This is a genomic window from Paenibacillus crassostreae (assembly GCF_001857945.1).
GTDB classification, from domain to species: Bacteria; Bacillota; Bacilli; order Paenibacillales; family Paenibacillaceae; genus Paenibacillus_AQ; species Paenibacillus_AQ crassostreae.
The window spans coordinates 2,512,521-2,528,044 of record NZ_CP017770.1; the positions used below are offsets into that span (position 1 = coordinate 2,512,521).

The following is a 15,524-nucleotide window of genomic DNA, read 5'->3' on the forward strand; positions in this document are numbered from 1 at the left end:
TCATAAGCGAGTCATATTCCAACTTCTAGCTAGCTTACTGTTCGTGGTCGTTCCATCCGTGTTAGTCCAGGAACATGAAGTGTGGCCCATTGCGGTTGATAACGCTCTACCTTTCCAATCACAACTGTCATATCATCCTGGATTTGATTCTGCTGATAACGAATAACCTTTTCCAATAGACTATCAGCAATATATTGCGGGTCATCACTATCAATCTCTTGAATAATCCTCTTCATCCATAGCTCCTTATTGACAGCATAACCTGGGGCATCATATAGTCCATCTGTCATCATAATAACAATGTCGCCAGCTTGTAATTGAATTGTAACTAAATCTACTTCAATTTCCTGAATAATACCTATCGGAAGATTACTTGCGGAGACAAGAATAACCTCATGGCCTCTTTTTATAAAACTAGGAGTAGAACCAATCTTCATAAATGTTGTTTCAGCCGTATACTGATCGATCAAAGCCATATCCACCGTTGCATATATTTCATCAGGTGATCTAAGAAGAAGAATCGAATTAACAGATTTTATCGCTAATTTCTCATCCATACCAGACTGAAGTAGTTGTTCTAATATATCTAGGGCCGTACTACTCTCTAGTCGTGCACGTTCACCATTGCCCATTCCATCACTTAAAGCGACTGCAAATGTGCCATTGCCTATTTCTACTGTACTAAAGCTGTCTCCTGAGAATATATCTCCACCTTTAGCAGCCCCCGCCACACCAGTTGTTATTTCGAATGTTTTGGCTGAACCGAACACAACAGTCGAAAGTCCATCTCTACTTGTCGATGACTCTTGCATCACAGCAATATGCTCATCTAGAATATTTGAGAGAAGTGGTGCAATAATCTTACGACACTCATCATAGCCCCTTGTATACGCATGTACGATCTCAATCTCTACATGCCCTGAATCGAGATTGACGATATCGATCCCATGAATAGACAATCCCATTCTTTCAAGGGCCTCTCTGATCTCTTCTTCCTGCCTATAGAGAGCTTGACCTCCCCGTTTGATCTCACGTGCCAAATCATCCATCACTTGGGATACTCCTGACAATTGTTCTGCCACTAGATGCCTGCTATCGTATATTTGACGCTTCCATTGCATATCATGTTGATAGAGCTGATACTGCTTCTTCATCACTTCGAGAACATCATTTGTCTTATGGCATATTCGATTCCACTCATGCGGTACCTTGTCTGATGAGAGATCAGGTGTATCTTCAACAGCGCTCATCATTTCTGTCATATATTTATAGGTCTGATAGAATTTCTTATCCCAACAATGTTGGTTCTTGAAACATCCCGCACAAGTCCCCTCTGTGACAGCATTCATGAAATGATCCATTTCTTCCGTACGCTTGCTTACTTCCTCTGTACCCGAGATTTGCCCAAAGCTTTGAGACAATTGCCTAAATACTTGTGAGAACTGTGTCACCCGATCTGCTGTTATATCACGTACCCGCTTGGCATATTCATGCTGAGACTTCGTATGATCCTGTGTCCCTGGTACGTATTTGGAGATTAACGCAATCGAAGCCTTAGGTGTAATCATGAACAGTATAATGGCTACACAAGTCTCCCAAGTAGAAGTCATGACATCTCCTGGCCCGATGAAATAAATTGAAAGAATCGATGAACCTAATAACATTCCGATGGCAACCATGGCACGGCGTCCCTCACGTAACATCCCAGCAAGCATACCGGAGAAAGCGAGCAGACTCATCTGATATATGGCGGATATATCCGCTAAACTTAGAATAAGGCCTGTTATTACTCCGACAGAAGCTCCAAGTGATGCTCCACCTACTAGCGCGAACAATAAAATAAGGTACCGCGAGAGAATATGCTCAATCGATAGAGAATAAACATTCCACCCCACTGCACCCGTCATAACTGATGCTAGTAGAATGATCAAACAAAGGACTTCTTCATTCTTCAACTGATAGTTCTTACTGCGATATGTAAATACAGGAATCGCTTGAATAAAGACCATCGTAAGCACAAAACTTAATACAGCATCAATTGTCACCATGAATAGTGTATACCAGGTAAGCGATGGACCTATAAGACCATGAAACAATTGAATGCAGAAAGTTGAAATGAATACCATCATAGGCGCATAAGATAACTCAGCATGTTCAAAAGCCTGAAGGCCTTTATGAATAAGATAGAAAACAATTATTTCTGCAACAATCAACAACGGTGTTGGAAATGGAGCAAATAGACTACCCGCAATGATCGCGACCGTTACGACAGGAAGATAATCCCTTCTCATGAATGCAATAACTGCAAAGAATGCTAATGCAAAGGGTGATAACTCATCCAAAATCATAGCCTTTCCCAATAAGAATCCCATCATTGCCAACACAATCATCCACTTCTTCGTTGCAATCATATTCATTGTCCCCCGTATAACACGCCCCTGTGTTATACGAGCAACCCACGGTTGGGGTTGGTAAGCTACCTTTGATCCTTCTGCTTTGTGAACACTAGGGAAATCTATTACATTTCTTTTATCCATGATAATAACACCGTCCTTATGAATGTTTGTTGGTACATTATAGAACGGTCTTCACGGATAAGTTTGTCAGAACAGCAGACAACCCTTTAAGAAATTTACGACAAAAAAGCCTCCCCTGCGGAATATCGGACAAGCACTTCAAACCTATAACACATAACGTTTCCGACTCCCATCTTAGATCACATGTGAAACTGAATCGTCAGAAATCTTCCATCATGACCTAGCGATTGAACATGAGAATACTGGAAATGAGTTGGAAGATGTCGCCAAGTTGTTTCAGGCGACAAAAAAACCGTAGAGGCTTTCGCCTACTACGGTCATCTTATATGTTTCACACTTTACATGCGTTTTGCGCCACGTCCACCACGTTTGGATTCCGTATTCTTCTTAATTGACGATGCCCGTTCTTCACTATCTTTTAGGAAGCGTGACACTTTATCCTCGAATGTAGCTTTGTTGACAGGAGGCTTGAATGAACGCCCGCCACGGTCACGATTGAAACCGCCACCGCCACCACCGCCGCCTTCTCTGCCGCCGCCACTAAATCGTTCTCCACCACCGCCACCTTCTCTGCCACCAGTACTACCGCTGCGTTCAGGTCTTGGACTTCTTGCTGGTCTCGATTCAACTGGCTTATCAACAGTTTGCTTGATGGATAGCCCGATCTTGCCGTCCTTGTCAACATTGATCACCTTTACGGTCACAACATCATGAATCTTCAAATGATCATTGACATCCTTAACGTAATTATCAGCGATCTCTGAGATGTGAACTAGACCCGTGACGCCTCCTGACAGATCCACAAACGCTCCAAAGTGCGTTATGCCTGTTACCTTACCTTCTAACTTGGTGCCTACTTCGATTGCCATAGAATAAAATGATCCTCCCTAAAAAAATATACAGCAAAATTCGAAAATCTTGGCTGTGGTGATTTGATTATACATAATGCGCAAAGCAAGGTCAATATTGTAATAACCTATATTTACGCTATATTACGGGCTTGAAATATCCGGACGAATGGGGGTTTCCTCAGGTCTATACAGACCATAATCCTTACGTGCCAGTTGCCCGATATATTCAGGGTCTTGTAACCGATTGACTTCGTATTCTAGTTGTAGAACTGTTTGGTCCGTTTCGGTCTTGGTTGTTTCCTTATTAATCAATTCCATGTTCATATCTGCAATTTGCGATCTTTGATTTATAAGCGTGTATCCCGCCCAACATAAAAAGAGAAGCATAAAGCATATCCACAGGATCAATCGTCTACGCCCGCCTGCATTTTTAATTGATTGTTGCTGACTTGATGCCTGCGAGGCATATTTGCCCATGAGTGAATCCTCCTTATGTCCAGCGATTCCATAAATCAACACAAATCCGCGTCCATTTTTTTATTCTATCTGGCACACCCAGTCTAGATAAGGTCGGTAGAGTAGCCCATTTCAATAGTTTCCAGAAGGGATATAAACATCGTAATACAATTCCTAGGATGAACATGACAATTGACCATATTATACCTAGTAAGCCTACTACCATACGATATAGACTTCTAATCGGTATCCACACCAAAACGATTAATAATCGCTTCAGCAAATACAATACATATTGAACTACCTTTATTAACATTACCACAAAACGCTGTGTAGTAACACTTAAGATTAAAAAATAGCTCCATATTCCTAAAAACAATCCAACAAATGCATAAAATCGCAGTTCTCCTTGGTTACTGATATAGAGCATTCGAAAAACAAATATAGCCATTGCACACCAATATATGAAATCCATTAGATGGATGGTCCATTTAGGAAAACGGAACTGGTTGGACAACACCCGGTAGCTGTCATATGCCAGTCCCATCGTTGTTCCTGAGAATAACATCCACAGTAGTGTTATCCATTGAGCATATGGATTCATTTAAATAACTTACCTAGCATTCCTTTGTTCTTACTATGACTGGATCCGGGATCCAAGTAGACTAAGGAATGTACGAGCCCTTCTATAGAGAGTAGCCCCTCCTCTAAACTAAGGTTCTTGATATGTAAATTCTGACCTTTTATGGTCAAATGTCCGAGATCAGTCTGTAACAGAAACTTCTCACTATCAAAGCTCTCCACATTCTGAACACCTGTCATATGAATCTGCCTACGGTTCTGCATATGAAGATCATGACTTTTCGCTTTACTTTGTTCAATCATGGCATGTACCCCTCCTTATACAGATATCTTATGGTAGGCATGGACACATTAGAACTGGACTTATAAATAAAAGAGCACCTTCTTCACTTAAGAAGAAGGTGCTCTTTTATTTATATTTATTGCCAATCTAGACCGTTATCTCTAACAATTGGCTCTTCCTTAACCAAGGTGTAGAGGCTTGTCGCCTCTTCTTTACGGGTACTCTCGGCGAGCCTTTCAACACGAACTGTAACCAGCTTTTGGCCAAATTGGACCGTAATCTCATCGCCCACTTTTACTGCGCTGCTAGGTTTAGACTCCCGACCATTGATGAGGACCCGACCTTGTTCCGATATATCCTTTGCTACCGTACGCCGTTTAATTAACCTTGATACTTTAAGGAATTTATCTATTCTCATACTTATTTTACGGCTTCTTTAAGTTTATTCCCTGCTTTGAATGCTGGTACAGTAGACTCAGGGATTTCAATTGTATTACCTGTTTGTGGGTTACGTCCTGTACGTCCAGCACGCTTACGAGTTTCGAATGTACCGAATCCGATTAATTGTACTTTATCGCCACTTGCCAATGCGTCTGTAACTTCACCTAGAAAGCCATTTAATACGGATTCAACATCTTTCTTAGTCAACCCGCTTTTTTCAGAAATGTTGTTAATAAGGTCTGTCTTGTTCATTTTTAATTTCCTCCTAAATATATCATTAAAAAGTTATTGGACATCCGTATGGCGGAGTCAGTATCAACGGATACAATCTTGCGCATATCGGAGTTGCACTATATGGGTATTCTTGATTAAGTTTCATATTCCTGCTTTTGCGCTGTAGTTTTTTATATTTTTAACCCGGATTTTGCTATTTATTGACGTTTTGTGACTTTGCCAATACCCAAATGTCTTCCATCTCTTCCAGATTTGCTTCTGTAATCGACCTTCCTCGCTCTTGTAAATATTCTTCAATAAAGTGGAATCTCTGGGTAAATTTCTGATTTGTTCTTGATAGTGCGTCCTCTGGATCGGCGTGAATGAATCGAGCAGCATTGGAGACAGCGAATAATAGATCACCTAACTCTAACACTTGCTCCTCCTGAGTTTGTCCCTGATCAATAGCTTCCCGTAATTCCACTAATTCTTCTTCTATTTTGGCAAACACACCATCGATATGGTCCCAATCGAATCCGACCTTGGCTGCTTTTTTCTGAATTTTATAGGCTTTCATCAATGCTGGTAAATCCCTTGGAATGCCATCTAGAACTGAAGCTTTCTCTGGATTTATTCCTTTGCGAAGTTTCTCTTCAGCTTTCATCTTCTCCCAATTATTCAAGGCAGATTCAGCGTCATTCGCAATGATATCACCAAATACATGCGGATGGCGGAAAATTAACTTATCATTGATACCTTGAATGACATCGTAGACGTTAAAGGTTCCGTTCTCTTCTTCCATCTGTGAATGAAGCAGGATTTGCAACAATAAGTCACCTAATTCTTCCTGCATATGCTCTGGATCATCCTCATCGATGGTCTCAAGCACTTCATATGTCTCTTCAATAAGGTTCTTACGTAATGAAGTATGGGTCTGTTCCCGATCCCATGGACATCCCTGAGGACTTCTTAGAATATCGACAATCTCATGCAGACGTGCAAAAGTACGTTGTCGAAGCTGATCATTGTCATCTCGAGGTATGTACACTAACGAAAGATTACCGAATCCCTCTACGCGATCTAATTCATATAATGGCACATGAACGATGTCCTCTTGCCCTTCTACACCCAAAGCATGTCCTACAGTAACGATATAATCATCCGGGTAGACCTCCATCAGGCTTAACTTCACTTCCGAGGCGGTAAAATGATCATATACTTGTCCGATCAACGTATGTAACTGCGGCTGGATCAACGTATGATTGAGTCCCGAGGCATCTAGTAACTGAAAACCTTCGATCGGATCAAATCCTAGTGCGGTAAAAGCTTCATCTAGGAAACTTTCTCCACCTAATATTTGTAACGTAATTCCATATTCGGGGCAGCGCTCCCGTAGAAGTTGTACCGTAGACTCTGCCACCATTGGATGACCGGGTACGGCATAGACGATCTCTGTTCCCGCTTCACCTTCGCTAGCCTTTTGAATTAATAAGTTGGCAATTGTATCATATACCTCTGGAAAAGAATCATAAGATTCATAGATTTCATCAAATGACTTCAATGTAACATGCCATTCTTCTAGTGTTGACATGACAGGATGATCCTTAGTTCTGACATACACTGTTGAAGCATTCTGTATTATCTTCATAATTCCTACGGTGAGCCGATCGGCATTTCCTGAACCCAGCCCTACAACCGTTAATATGGAGCTCATAACACATCCTCCGTTCTATCTTAATATACCCATATCACTTATTTCTATTGTAGCTTACATCCCTTAACGTAATACGTGTAACTTTTTAAGCCAATTGGCTAAGCCATTTCCAATCTTCGGCAGCATACGAAGTTCTTCTTCACTAATCAGCTTAGTCAGCACAATGAGCACAACAAACACGATGGCGCCTGCTAAGACGCCACTCAGGCTCTCAACCGTGGCGACAAGACGCCCCGGTGGGAGCCTCAGCGAAGCCAGCGCACCACCAGCCGCCCAGTAGGCGGCGCCTGCGGCGCTGGCCATGCCGGCGAGTGTCACCGCCGGCTTCGCAAGTGCAGCACCGGCGCTGGCGCGCAAGCCGGTGCTGCGGGCAAGCAGCGCCACATTGAGCACTGCAGCCAGGCAGTTCGCCACCACGGAAGAGATGGCGGCCCCTGTAATGCCAAACTGCGGCACCAGCAGCAGGTTGAGCACCGTCTTCGCTACGGCTCCGATGAGCAGATGCACCGCTGGTGCCTTCACGATGCCGATGCCTTGCAGCAACGCCGCAGTAATCAGACTCACCGTGCTGAAGACCGCCGTGAAGGCGACCCAACGCATCGTATCTGTGCCTACGGCATCCTGATATAGCATCACGTTGATCGGTTCGGCAAGCACGCATAGCCCAACTGACGCCGCAAGTCCAATAAGCCAGAACCAACGAAGCGATAATGTAATCTGACTCTTCATCAGCATGTGATTGCCTTGGATTCTTGCTTCAGCTAATGCTGGGATGAATAATACAGAAAGCGAGGTTGCAAGCATCGTTATTAATTGAACCAGTGGGATTCCTCGGTTGTAGACTCCGAACTGAACCATTGCCCCGGCATCATGATACCCTTCTGCTTTAAGTAGCCGCGGAAGCGTAAATGTATCGACAATATTCATTAATGGCACAGCCAGGGAAGCTAGGCAGATTGGAATAGCATACACCAACATTCTCTTCAAGAAACGCCAATCACTCTCTCGCTTAAGATCCACCACAGCGCTTGCCGTTGATAGGTTAGCCTCTGCTGTTATTGCTGATTCCTTCAGTAACTTTTGCTGCTTTCCCCTAACACGATACCTTCGCCAGTATATAATCATCACCAATAGCCCTGCAGCACCGCCTACGGACGATCCGAATAGTGCACCTGCTGCAATCTGTTCTGGCTCTGCTTGTATCATCGTCATGTACAAGAGAAGAAGAATCATCGTACCCACACGTACACTCTGTTCTACGATCTGTGAAACGGCCGTAGGGTACATATTCTGATGCCCTTGAAAGAAACCACGAAGTAACGACATTAAAGGAACGAATATAAAGGCTAAAGAGACATACCTAATTCCAGAAACGACATGAGAATTATCAATCCAATTTGCTAGCATTGGAGCACCTATATAGGTAAACACCCCAAATATGACACCTATCGAACCTATTAGTAACGAGGATAATCGAAGTGCTCGTCTACTTTCACTGTCTTGACCCATCACTTCATTCTCTGCTACGAATTTCGATATAGCGATGGGGAATCCAACCATAGCCAATGTAACGGCTAAATAATAAAACGGATAGATCGTATTGTATATACCAAACACAACATCCCCGCCTATATTCTGCAAGGGAATTTTCTGCAATGTACCTATCAATTTGGATAGGATACTTGCTACGCTTAAAATAAACGCTCCTTGTAACATTCTAGCAGCTGTATTGGTTTCCTTCATCCGTTATTCCCTACTTTATAACTTTATTTGAATATGGCTCATTCTATGAATCAATTTCATTATCGCCTATGCAACTTAAATAAGGACTATATATTAATCGGAACAAATTATTCCGTCAATATATAGTTACATCTAAAAGTTTAGCGTAATTATAAAATTGATTCTAGTATAAACGAAAATAGATAGAATGAATGAAAGCCCTGAGACTTACTTTCTATACAACTACACGCAAAAACTCCCGTTGCCACGTTCCATATTTAAGGAACGACAGTTAACGGGAATTCATGATTCATATGTGCTATTGTTCCATTTGTTTACCTAGAAAGGAAGCAGCCGTCTCAGCCATTTTCACTTCCATTTGACCCATCTTTAAAGATTCATCTTTATTCATAAGAATGACCGATCCGATTGGGTCCCCCCCAGATATAATGGGTGCTACCACATAGGATGAAAGTGTCTCCTGATAATCTTTACAGATTTCATAGCTACCTTGATTGGTTTCCAGCAACGTCTTGCGATTATCCATACAATTCTCAACCAGCATTCCAATTTGTTTATCAAGATACTCTTTCTTGGATCCGCCTGCCAACGTTATAAAGGTATCCCGGTCAGAGATGATGGTGGTATGCCCCGTTCCCTCAAATAATGACTCAGCATACTCTTTAGCGAAGTCACCAAGTTCCCCAATAGGTGAGTATTTCTTTAATATAACTTCTCCATCACGGTCAACAAAGATCTCGAGTGGATCACCTTCACGGATTCGCAATGTGCGTCTAATTTCTTTTGGAATAACAACTCTGCCTAGATCATCAATACGACGTACAATTCCAGTAGCTTTCATTTATCATGTTGCCCCACTTTCATAAGAAGATTTTTCGACTACTGTTTCATAGGGGAAAAGGTCAATCCCATTAATAAATGTGATATCTGACCATAGTATTCAACCATTCCCATCTCCTTATGCATGTACAAATTTATTATCATATTGTTGTCTTCAAATGTCATCATTGTTTAAGAAACTACTTGCCAGTATCAGCCGCTGGTGCTTCCTCGGTAGTGTTCGTACTGTCATCCGTTGTTGGTTCAGTCTGCGTATCATCTGTCGTTGTTGCATCCGTATCCGTTTCGGTTCCTGTAGAGTCTTGTCCATTCTCAGGCGTTGTTGTTTCTTCTTCAGTTGTAGCCTCTGGAGATGCTGGCAAATTCACAGATTTAATGAGATCCGGCAATTCATTCGTCATGAATTCATCAATCTTTTTTGACCCAAGTAAGCTTTTAATGGCATCCTTTTGCTCCTGTGTTAATCCGTCGAAAGCAGTCTCTGTACGAGATTCTACCTTCATCACATGATAACCAAAGTCGGTTTCAATGGGTTCACTAATCGTATTCAATGGAAGAGTCAACGCACTTTCTTTGAATGCATCTACCCACTTACCTGCTGGTGTATCCTTGTATAGTCCACCGGTATCTACAGAACCCGGATCATCAGAGTATTCCTTTGCGATCGTTGCGAAGTCAGCTCCACTATCTAACTTCGTCTTTACTTCCTTAGCAATCTTTAACGCATCTTCCATTGTACGTTCTTTACCTTCTGCATCTGTTGTTGAGATTAGGACATGTCTCACCGAAGCTACCGTATAATCCTGTTTCGTTGCCTCGTATTGCGCTTTTACATCCTCATCTTTTATTTTGAGAGTCATATCCTCCATAGAGATCATCACTTGATTCAGGTAGAGCCTCAGATCTTCCTCCGTCAGATTTTGCTCTTTTAACATCGTTTTAAATGGTTCTTCACCAACCATTGCTTTCATTTGTGCAAGCTGATCCTTAGCTGTCTTCTCACCAGTTGTCTTCGCTTCATCACTTGCATTTGCACTTAGATATTCAAACGCCACTTGTTGATTCACAAGATACGTCTTGAAATCCTCCATTTCTGCAAGTTGTGCATACTCTGGTGATAAGAAAACAAGAACATTCTTCTCTGTATTGTACTCCTCTAATGTGATTTCTCCACCCTTATAAGTGGCTACCACATCAGCATTGACCTCATCCTTACCACATGCAGACAACAAAGATAATGCCAATACCCCAACTAACGTCATGGACAATATTTTCCATGGTTTTTTATTTGATAACATCTTGAAGCTCCTCCTTTGATTTGAACGGCTCTCGGATGGCTTCAAGAAATTGTTCTAGAAGTTCCAATAGCTGCTTTTCTTCGAGTCCCTTACCTTTTACGCGAATAGTCATAACAGACTCTTGTTCAAATTGTACACGTCTTTCGAATGAATTTCCAATTCGTACAAGTTCAGATCTATTGACTGCCTTCTCCTGACCCGCATAAAATTTGAGTATTACGTCATCTCCACGCTTCATAATCGATTCGATTCCAAGCATTTTACCGAATAATTTCAACCTTGCCACGGCAAGTAAGCTAACAACAGCCTCCGGTAGTTCTCCGAATCGATCCACTAGCTCATCTTCTAGTTCTACGATCTCATCAAATGAAGTTGTGGCTGCTACCTTCTTATAAATTTCAATCTTTTGAATACTATCGTAAATATAATCCGCGGGCAAATAGGCATCTATTGAAATATCGATCAGTGTATTCCATGCCTTTTCTGGTGCAACTACTTCGCCTAACATCGTTACCTTACGTTTCTGAATTTCTTCAGCGAGCATTTGAGAATACAAATCAAAACCAACTGAAGCAATAAAGCCATGCTGCTCTGCTCCAAGTAAGTTACCCGCTCCACGGATAGATAGATCTCGCATAGCGATCTTGAATCCTGATCCAAGTTCAGTGAATTCTTTGATCGATTGTAGACGCTTCTCTGCTACTTCAGTTAATACCTTATCACGTTGGTAGGTGAAATAAGCATAGGCAATACGATTAGAACGCCCTACACGACCGCGTAGCTGATAGAGCTGGGACAAACCCATTTTGTCAGCGTCATGAACAATCAGTGTATTGACATTGGGAATGTCTACACCTGTCTCGATAATACTTGTACTCACCAAGACGTCAAACTCACCATCTAAGAAATCAAGGATCGTCTTCTCTAGCTCGGATTCATTCATTTGGCCATGTCCAACACCTACTCTGGCATCAGGAACAAGTGCTGTAATCTGGCTTGCAATTTCCTGAATCCCTTGAACTCGATTATAGAGGTAATATACTTGGCCACCCCGAGCAAGTTCCCGTTCTACAGCTTCACGTACAAGCGTGTGGCTATGCTCCACGACATAGGTCTGAACAGGGAATCGATTCTCCGGAGGTGTCTCTATAACTGATAAATCCCGAACTCCTAGCATGGACATATGAAGTGTCCGCGGAATTGGTGTCGCAGTTAACGTAAGCACATCCACATTCGTCTTCAACTTCTTCAATTTTTCCTTGTGGGTAACACCAAATCTTTGCTCTTCATCCACAATCAAAAGCCCCAGGTCCTTAAATATAAGGTCCTGTGATAACAATCGATGTGTGCCGATAATAACATCTACCGTTCCTGACCGAATCCCCTTAATTGCTTCATTCTGTTCCTTACGTGAGCGAAACCGGCTCAATACTTGGATGTTGATTGGATAGCCTGAGAATCTTTCTTTGAATGTCTCGAAATGCTGTTGGGCAAGGATTGTCGTCGGAACGAGTACAGCGACCTGTTTACCCTCAATAGCCGATTTGAAAGCAGCGCGAATAGCGACTTCTGTCTTTCCATATCCAACATCTCCGCAGAGTAGTCTGTCCATTGGCCGCGCTTGTTCCATGTCCTTCTTGATCTCTTCAATTGCTCTCATCTGATCTCGCGTCTCATCATATGGGAACATTTCTTCAAATTCCTGTTGTTCCGCTGCATCCTTCTCAAAAGCATAACCTTGTGTAGATTGTCGCTCTGCATATAATTTGATCAAATCGTCTGCGATATCCTGCACCGTAGAGCGAACTTTGTTCTTAACCCTTACCCAGTCGTTACCGCCAAGCTTATATATCTTTGGTTCCTTATCTTCTGAGCCAACATATTTCTGAATAAGGTCGACCTGCTCGATCGGAACAGATAGCTTATCTCCACCAGCATAAAGAATATGCAAATAATCCTTATGGATGCCGTTGATATCCAAGGTGCCAATGCCCATATATTTACCTATACCGTGATTCTGATGCACAACATAATCGCCAACTTTAAGCTCAGTATAGCTCTTGATGCGCTCAGCATTATCAATATTTTTAGTTAGTTTGCGAACTTTGCGTTGCTTCTGGGAGAACATTTCTCCCTCTGTAATAACAGCTAATTGAATCGATGGTAACTCAAACCCTGTCTGCAAGTTACCTTGTAGCATGATAGGTTCATCAATACCATAATCCAGTAATACGCGACGCATACGCTCCATTCGTTCCTCATTACTGGCTAGCATCATGACACGTACGCCGGACTTTTGCCAACGCTCCATTTCAGATTTAAGAACATTCATCTGACCATGGAAATCCTGCATGCCACGACTGGTAATATTCAGAATGTTCTGAGGCTGGGTATGAGGTACTTGCCGCAGAAAGATAGAGAGGAACAACGTTTGATAGCGACGTTTATATAAAACTTCATCATTATCAATGGATAGATGTAATTGCGGCAACATTTTACCATTCTGCATGAGATGTAAATTCCATTCGGATTCATCCCGTTCAAGTTGCTTGGCCGTTTCTAGCAATCTCGTAGGTTCGTCAAGAACCAGAATCGTATCAACTGGAAGATAATCGAATAGGTGGCATTTCTCCGGGTAGAGTAATGCAATATATTTATAGATTTCTGGGAAATATATATGCTCACGTAACATACTTATCTCGCGCTTCATTTCCTCTTGAAGACGAAGTTTAGCCTGACGATCTGTCATTTTATCAAGTTGTGTATCCAGCAATCCTTCCAATGCCACTGCAGCTTGCTCAAGTCGCATATGATCTGCAATAATCTCCTTGCAAGGCATAATAACTACTTTATTAACTTTATCAATGGATCGTTGATCGGCTGGATCGAATGTCCGGATCGAATCGACCTCATCATCGAATAACTCTACTCGATAAGCGAGTAACGATGTCATCGGATAGAAATCTATAATCCCGCCACGAACACTCATCTCACCTTTGTTCTCCACGCGTTCAACGCGTTCATATCCCAACTCAACCATACGCATAAGCAAAGAATCCAGTTGTATTGTTGCTCCATACTGGATCATTATCTGTGCATTAGCCATCACTTCTGGAGCAGGAAGAAGTCTACGTACACCCGCAAAGGGTGCTACCACAATCCCTGTAAACCCTTGCGCACATTTCATCAAGACATCAATACGTTGTGCAAGCGTCTCTGGACTAGATACAGCTGATTCTGCTGCAACCAGCTCATTTGCTGAATACAGAAGTACCTGATCTGGTGAGAGCGCTTCCTGTAAATCATCCGCCATTTTTTGGGCCGAGAACATATTATGCGTTACGATTAACATTGGACGTTTAACTTCATCATACAGTGAGGCCATCATAATCTGCCTTGCTGATCCAGATAATCCCGAAATGAGTTGTTCTTTCATTCCTATGGATATACCAGAAGTTATGGATTTCAAATCAGGGTCTTTAGCAAACGAATCTATAAGTGCTTGTAACAAAGGTGGCACCTCTCTTATACTTACTTGTGATCTGTTATTTCGTAATATTAAATCTATCTTATCGTCAAAAGAAGCCTCAGCAAACTGCTAAGGCCCTGTAACAACATGAATACATCGCCAATAAGGTCAACGTTAGTCTTACTCTTCACGTTCTCACTGAAGTGGACTACTTAATAAGCTTAATTCGGGGTGGGTTGAGATTGCCTCAGTGCAATAATCACAAGTGACTCTAACCACTACCTCGCCGCTTAAATCATACGTAATTATATCCTGACGTTCTGAAGGGGTCAAGGAATGGAAGCCTAGTTGGAATTCGGATACCATTGATGAATCAATGACTCCTAGCACTGTTTGGCAGTGTCGACAGATGTACTTAATAGCCATTTTATGCCTCCTGAAGTTCAAATATACCCTCAGTATGCCCCGTCGTCATCTCATTTAGCCTCTTACAGGTTATCCATTCTCATGCTCCCATTCATTGAACCGTCTTACCCATTGAACTTGGCCATCGTTTGTTCAAACGAATGAACAAGACTGTATTCAAGCGCATCACAGCTACTATCAATCATCTTAAGCACGTATTCTTTTTCTTTCTTGGGGAAAGTAGACAGCACATAATCTACAATTGCAAAGCCAGGTTCTGGGCGAGAAATCCCCATCCGGATGCGATTGAACGTCTGTGTACCTGTATGTTGAATAATGGATTTAATCCCATTATGTCCTCCTGCACTCCCTTGATATCTCAGTCGGATTTTACCTACTGTCGTATCCAAGTCATCGTACACGACCACCAAATCCTCTAATGCCGCTTTATAATAACTCATAAATGATTGCACCGATTCACCAGAAAGATTCATAAAAGTTAATGGTTTAATAAGGACAACCTTTGTTCCAGCAATGTTTCCCTCGCCGATTAATGCTTTACATTTACTTGGTCCAAACTTAATCCCATGCCTTGCCGCTAAAGCATCTATTGCCATAAAGCCAATATTATGACGCGTCTTATCGTAAGCCGAACCAGGATTCCCAAGTCCTACAATCCATTTCATTGCGTA

14 protein-coding genes are annotated in these 15,524 nt (G+C 42.1%); all 14 read right to left on the minus strand.

Annotated features, from left to right (window positions below; all coding sequences use genetic code 11):
• Positions 1 to 29: 29 nt before the first annotated feature.
• Positions 30 to 2,537, minus strand: coding sequence for a stage II sporulation protein E (spoIIE, locus tag LPB68_RS11695; RefSeq protein ID WP_068661274.1), 2,508 nt, complete (start codon positions 2,535 to 2,537; stop codon positions 30 to 32).
• Positions 2,538 to 2,875: 338 nt separating this feature from the next.
• A complete protein-coding gene (locus LPB68_RS11700; RefSeq protein ID WP_068661275.1) occupies positions 2,876 to 3,406 on the minus strand; it encodes a S1 domain-containing RNA-binding protein in 531 nt (176 codons plus the stop codon).
• A gap of 123 nt (positions 3,407 to 3,529) precedes the next feature.
• Positions 3,530 to 3,865, minus strand: a complete 336-nt coding sequence (locus LPB68_RS11705) for an FtsB family cell division protein (protein ID WP_068661276.1) — start codon at positions 3,863 to 3,865, stop codon at positions 3,530 to 3,532.
• Between the two features lie 13 nt (positions 3,866 to 3,878).
• Positions 3,879 to 4,448: a spore cortex biosynthesis protein YabQ gene (yabQ, locus tag LPB68_RS11710; RefSeq protein WP_068661277.1), complete on the minus strand. Its 570-nt coding sequence runs from the start codon at positions 4,446 to 4,448 to the stop codon at positions 3,879 to 3,881.
• On the minus strand, positions 4,445 to 4,729 hold the full coding sequence (gene yabP / locus LPB68_RS11715) for a sporulation protein YabP (protein WP_068661278.1): 285 nt from the start codon (positions 4,727 to 4,729) through the stop codon (positions 4,445 to 4,447). The genes yabQ and yabP overlap by 4 nt, the downstream gene beginning before the upstream one ends.
• A gap of 116 nt (positions 4,730 to 4,845) precedes the next feature.
• A complete protein-coding gene (locus LPB68_RS11720; RefSeq protein ID WP_068661279.1) occupies positions 4,846 to 5,127 on the minus strand; it encodes an RNA-binding S4 domain-containing protein in 282 nt (93 codons plus the stop codon).
• 2 nt (positions 5,128 to 5,129) lie between these two features.
• Positions 5,130 to 5,402: an HU family DNA-binding protein gene (locus LPB68_RS11725; protein ID WP_068661280.1), complete on the minus strand. Its 273-nt coding sequence runs from the start codon at positions 5,400 to 5,402 to the stop codon at positions 5,130 to 5,132.
• A gap of 175 nt (positions 5,403 to 5,577) precedes the next feature.
• On the minus strand, positions 5,578 to 7,077 hold the full coding sequence (yabN, locus tag LPB68_RS11730) for a bifunctional methyltransferase/pyrophosphohydrolase YabN (protein WP_068661281.1): 1,500 nt from the start codon (positions 7,075 to 7,077) through the stop codon (positions 5,578 to 5,580).
• A gap of 63 nt (positions 7,078 to 7,140) precedes the next feature.
• A complete protein-coding gene (locus tag LPB68_RS11735) occupies positions 7,141 to 8,820 on the minus strand; it encodes a putative polysaccharide biosynthesis protein (RefSeq protein WP_068661282.1) in 1,680 nt (559 codons plus the stop codon).
• A gap of 298 nt (positions 8,821 to 9,118) precedes the next feature.
• Entirely contained in the window at positions 9,119 to 9,661 is a 543-nt protein-coding gene (spoVT, locus tag LPB68_RS11740; RefSeq protein ID WP_068661283.1) for a stage V sporulation protein T, read from the minus strand.
• Between the two features lie 178 nt (positions 9,662 to 9,839).
• Positions 9,840 to 10,958, minus strand: coding sequence for a peptidylprolyl isomerase (locus tag LPB68_RS11745; protein WP_068661284.1), 1,119 nt, complete (start codon positions 10,956 to 10,958; stop codon positions 9,840 to 9,842).
• Complete coding sequence (gene mfd / locus LPB68_RS11750; protein WP_068661285.1) at positions 10,945 to 14,469, minus strand: transcription-repair coupling factor; 3,525 nt, start codon at positions 14,467 to 14,469, stop codon at positions 10,945 to 10,947. The genes LPB68_RS11745 and mfd overlap by 14 nt, the downstream gene beginning before the upstream one ends.
• Before the next feature lie 153 nt (positions 14,470 to 14,622).
• The gene (locus LPB68_RS22295; RefSeq protein WP_082865855.1) at positions 14,623 to 14,853 is read right to left on the minus strand and encodes an anti-sigma-F factor Fin family protein; all 231 of its coding nucleotides are present in this window, start codon (positions 14,851 to 14,853) and stop codon (positions 14,623 to 14,625) included.
• 104 nt (positions 14,854 to 14,957) lie between these two features.
• Positions 14,958 to 15,518, minus strand: a complete 561-nt coding sequence (gene pth / locus LPB68_RS11755; protein WP_068661286.1) for an aminoacyl-tRNA hydrolase — start codon at positions 15,516 to 15,518, stop codon at positions 14,958 to 14,960.
• Positions 15,519 to 15,524: the final 6 nt, after the last annotated feature.

Coding starts and splice junctions, on each gene's coding strand:
- pth (WP_068661286.1), bottom strand. CDS start 15,518: ATGAAATGGATTGTAGGACTTGGGAATCCTGGTTCGGCTTACGATAAG.
- yabP (WP_068661278.1), bottom strand. CDS start 4,729: ATGATTGAACAAAGTAAAGCGAAAAGTCATGATCTTCATATGCAGAAC.
- spoIIE (WP_068661274.1), bottom strand. CDS start 2,537: ATGGATAAAAGAAATGTAATAGATTTCCCTAGTGTTCACAAAGCAGAA.
- yabN (WP_068661281.1), bottom strand. CDS start 7,077: ATGAGCTCCATATTAACGGTTGTAGGGCTGGGTTCAGGAAATGCCGAT.
- LPB68_RS11735 (WP_068661282.1), bottom strand. CDS start 8,820: ATGAAGGAAACCAATACAGCTGCTAGAATGTTACAAGGAGCGTTTATT.
- LPB68_RS11700 (WP_068661275.1), bottom strand. CDS start 3,406: ATGGCAATCGAAGTAGGCACCAAGTTAGAAGGTAAGGTAACAGGCATA.
- LPB68_RS22295 (WP_082865855.1), bottom strand. CDS start 14,853: ATGGCTATTAAGTACATCTGTCGACACTGCCAAACAGTGCTAGGAGTC.
- LPB68_RS11745 (WP_068661284.1), bottom strand. CDS start 10,958: ATGTTATCAAATAAAAAACCATGGAAAATATTGTCCATGACGTTAGTT.
- LPB68_RS11720 (WP_068661279.1), bottom strand. CDS start 5,127: ATGAGAATAGATAAATTCCTTAAAGTATCAAGGTTAATTAAACGGCGT.
- LPB68_RS11725 (WP_068661280.1), bottom strand. CDS start 5,402: ATGAACAAGACAGACCTTATTAACAACATTTCTGAAAAAAGCGGGTTG.
- spoVT (WP_068661283.1), bottom strand. CDS start 9,661: ATGAAAGCTACTGGAATTGTACGTCGTATTGATGATCTAGGCAGAGTT.
- LPB68_RS11705 (WP_068661276.1), bottom strand. CDS start 3,865: ATGGGCAAATATGCCTCGCAGGCATCAAGTCAGCAACAATCAATTAAA.
- yabQ (WP_068661277.1), bottom strand. CDS start 4,448: ATGAATCCATATGCTCAATGGATAACACTACTGTGGATGTTATTCTCA.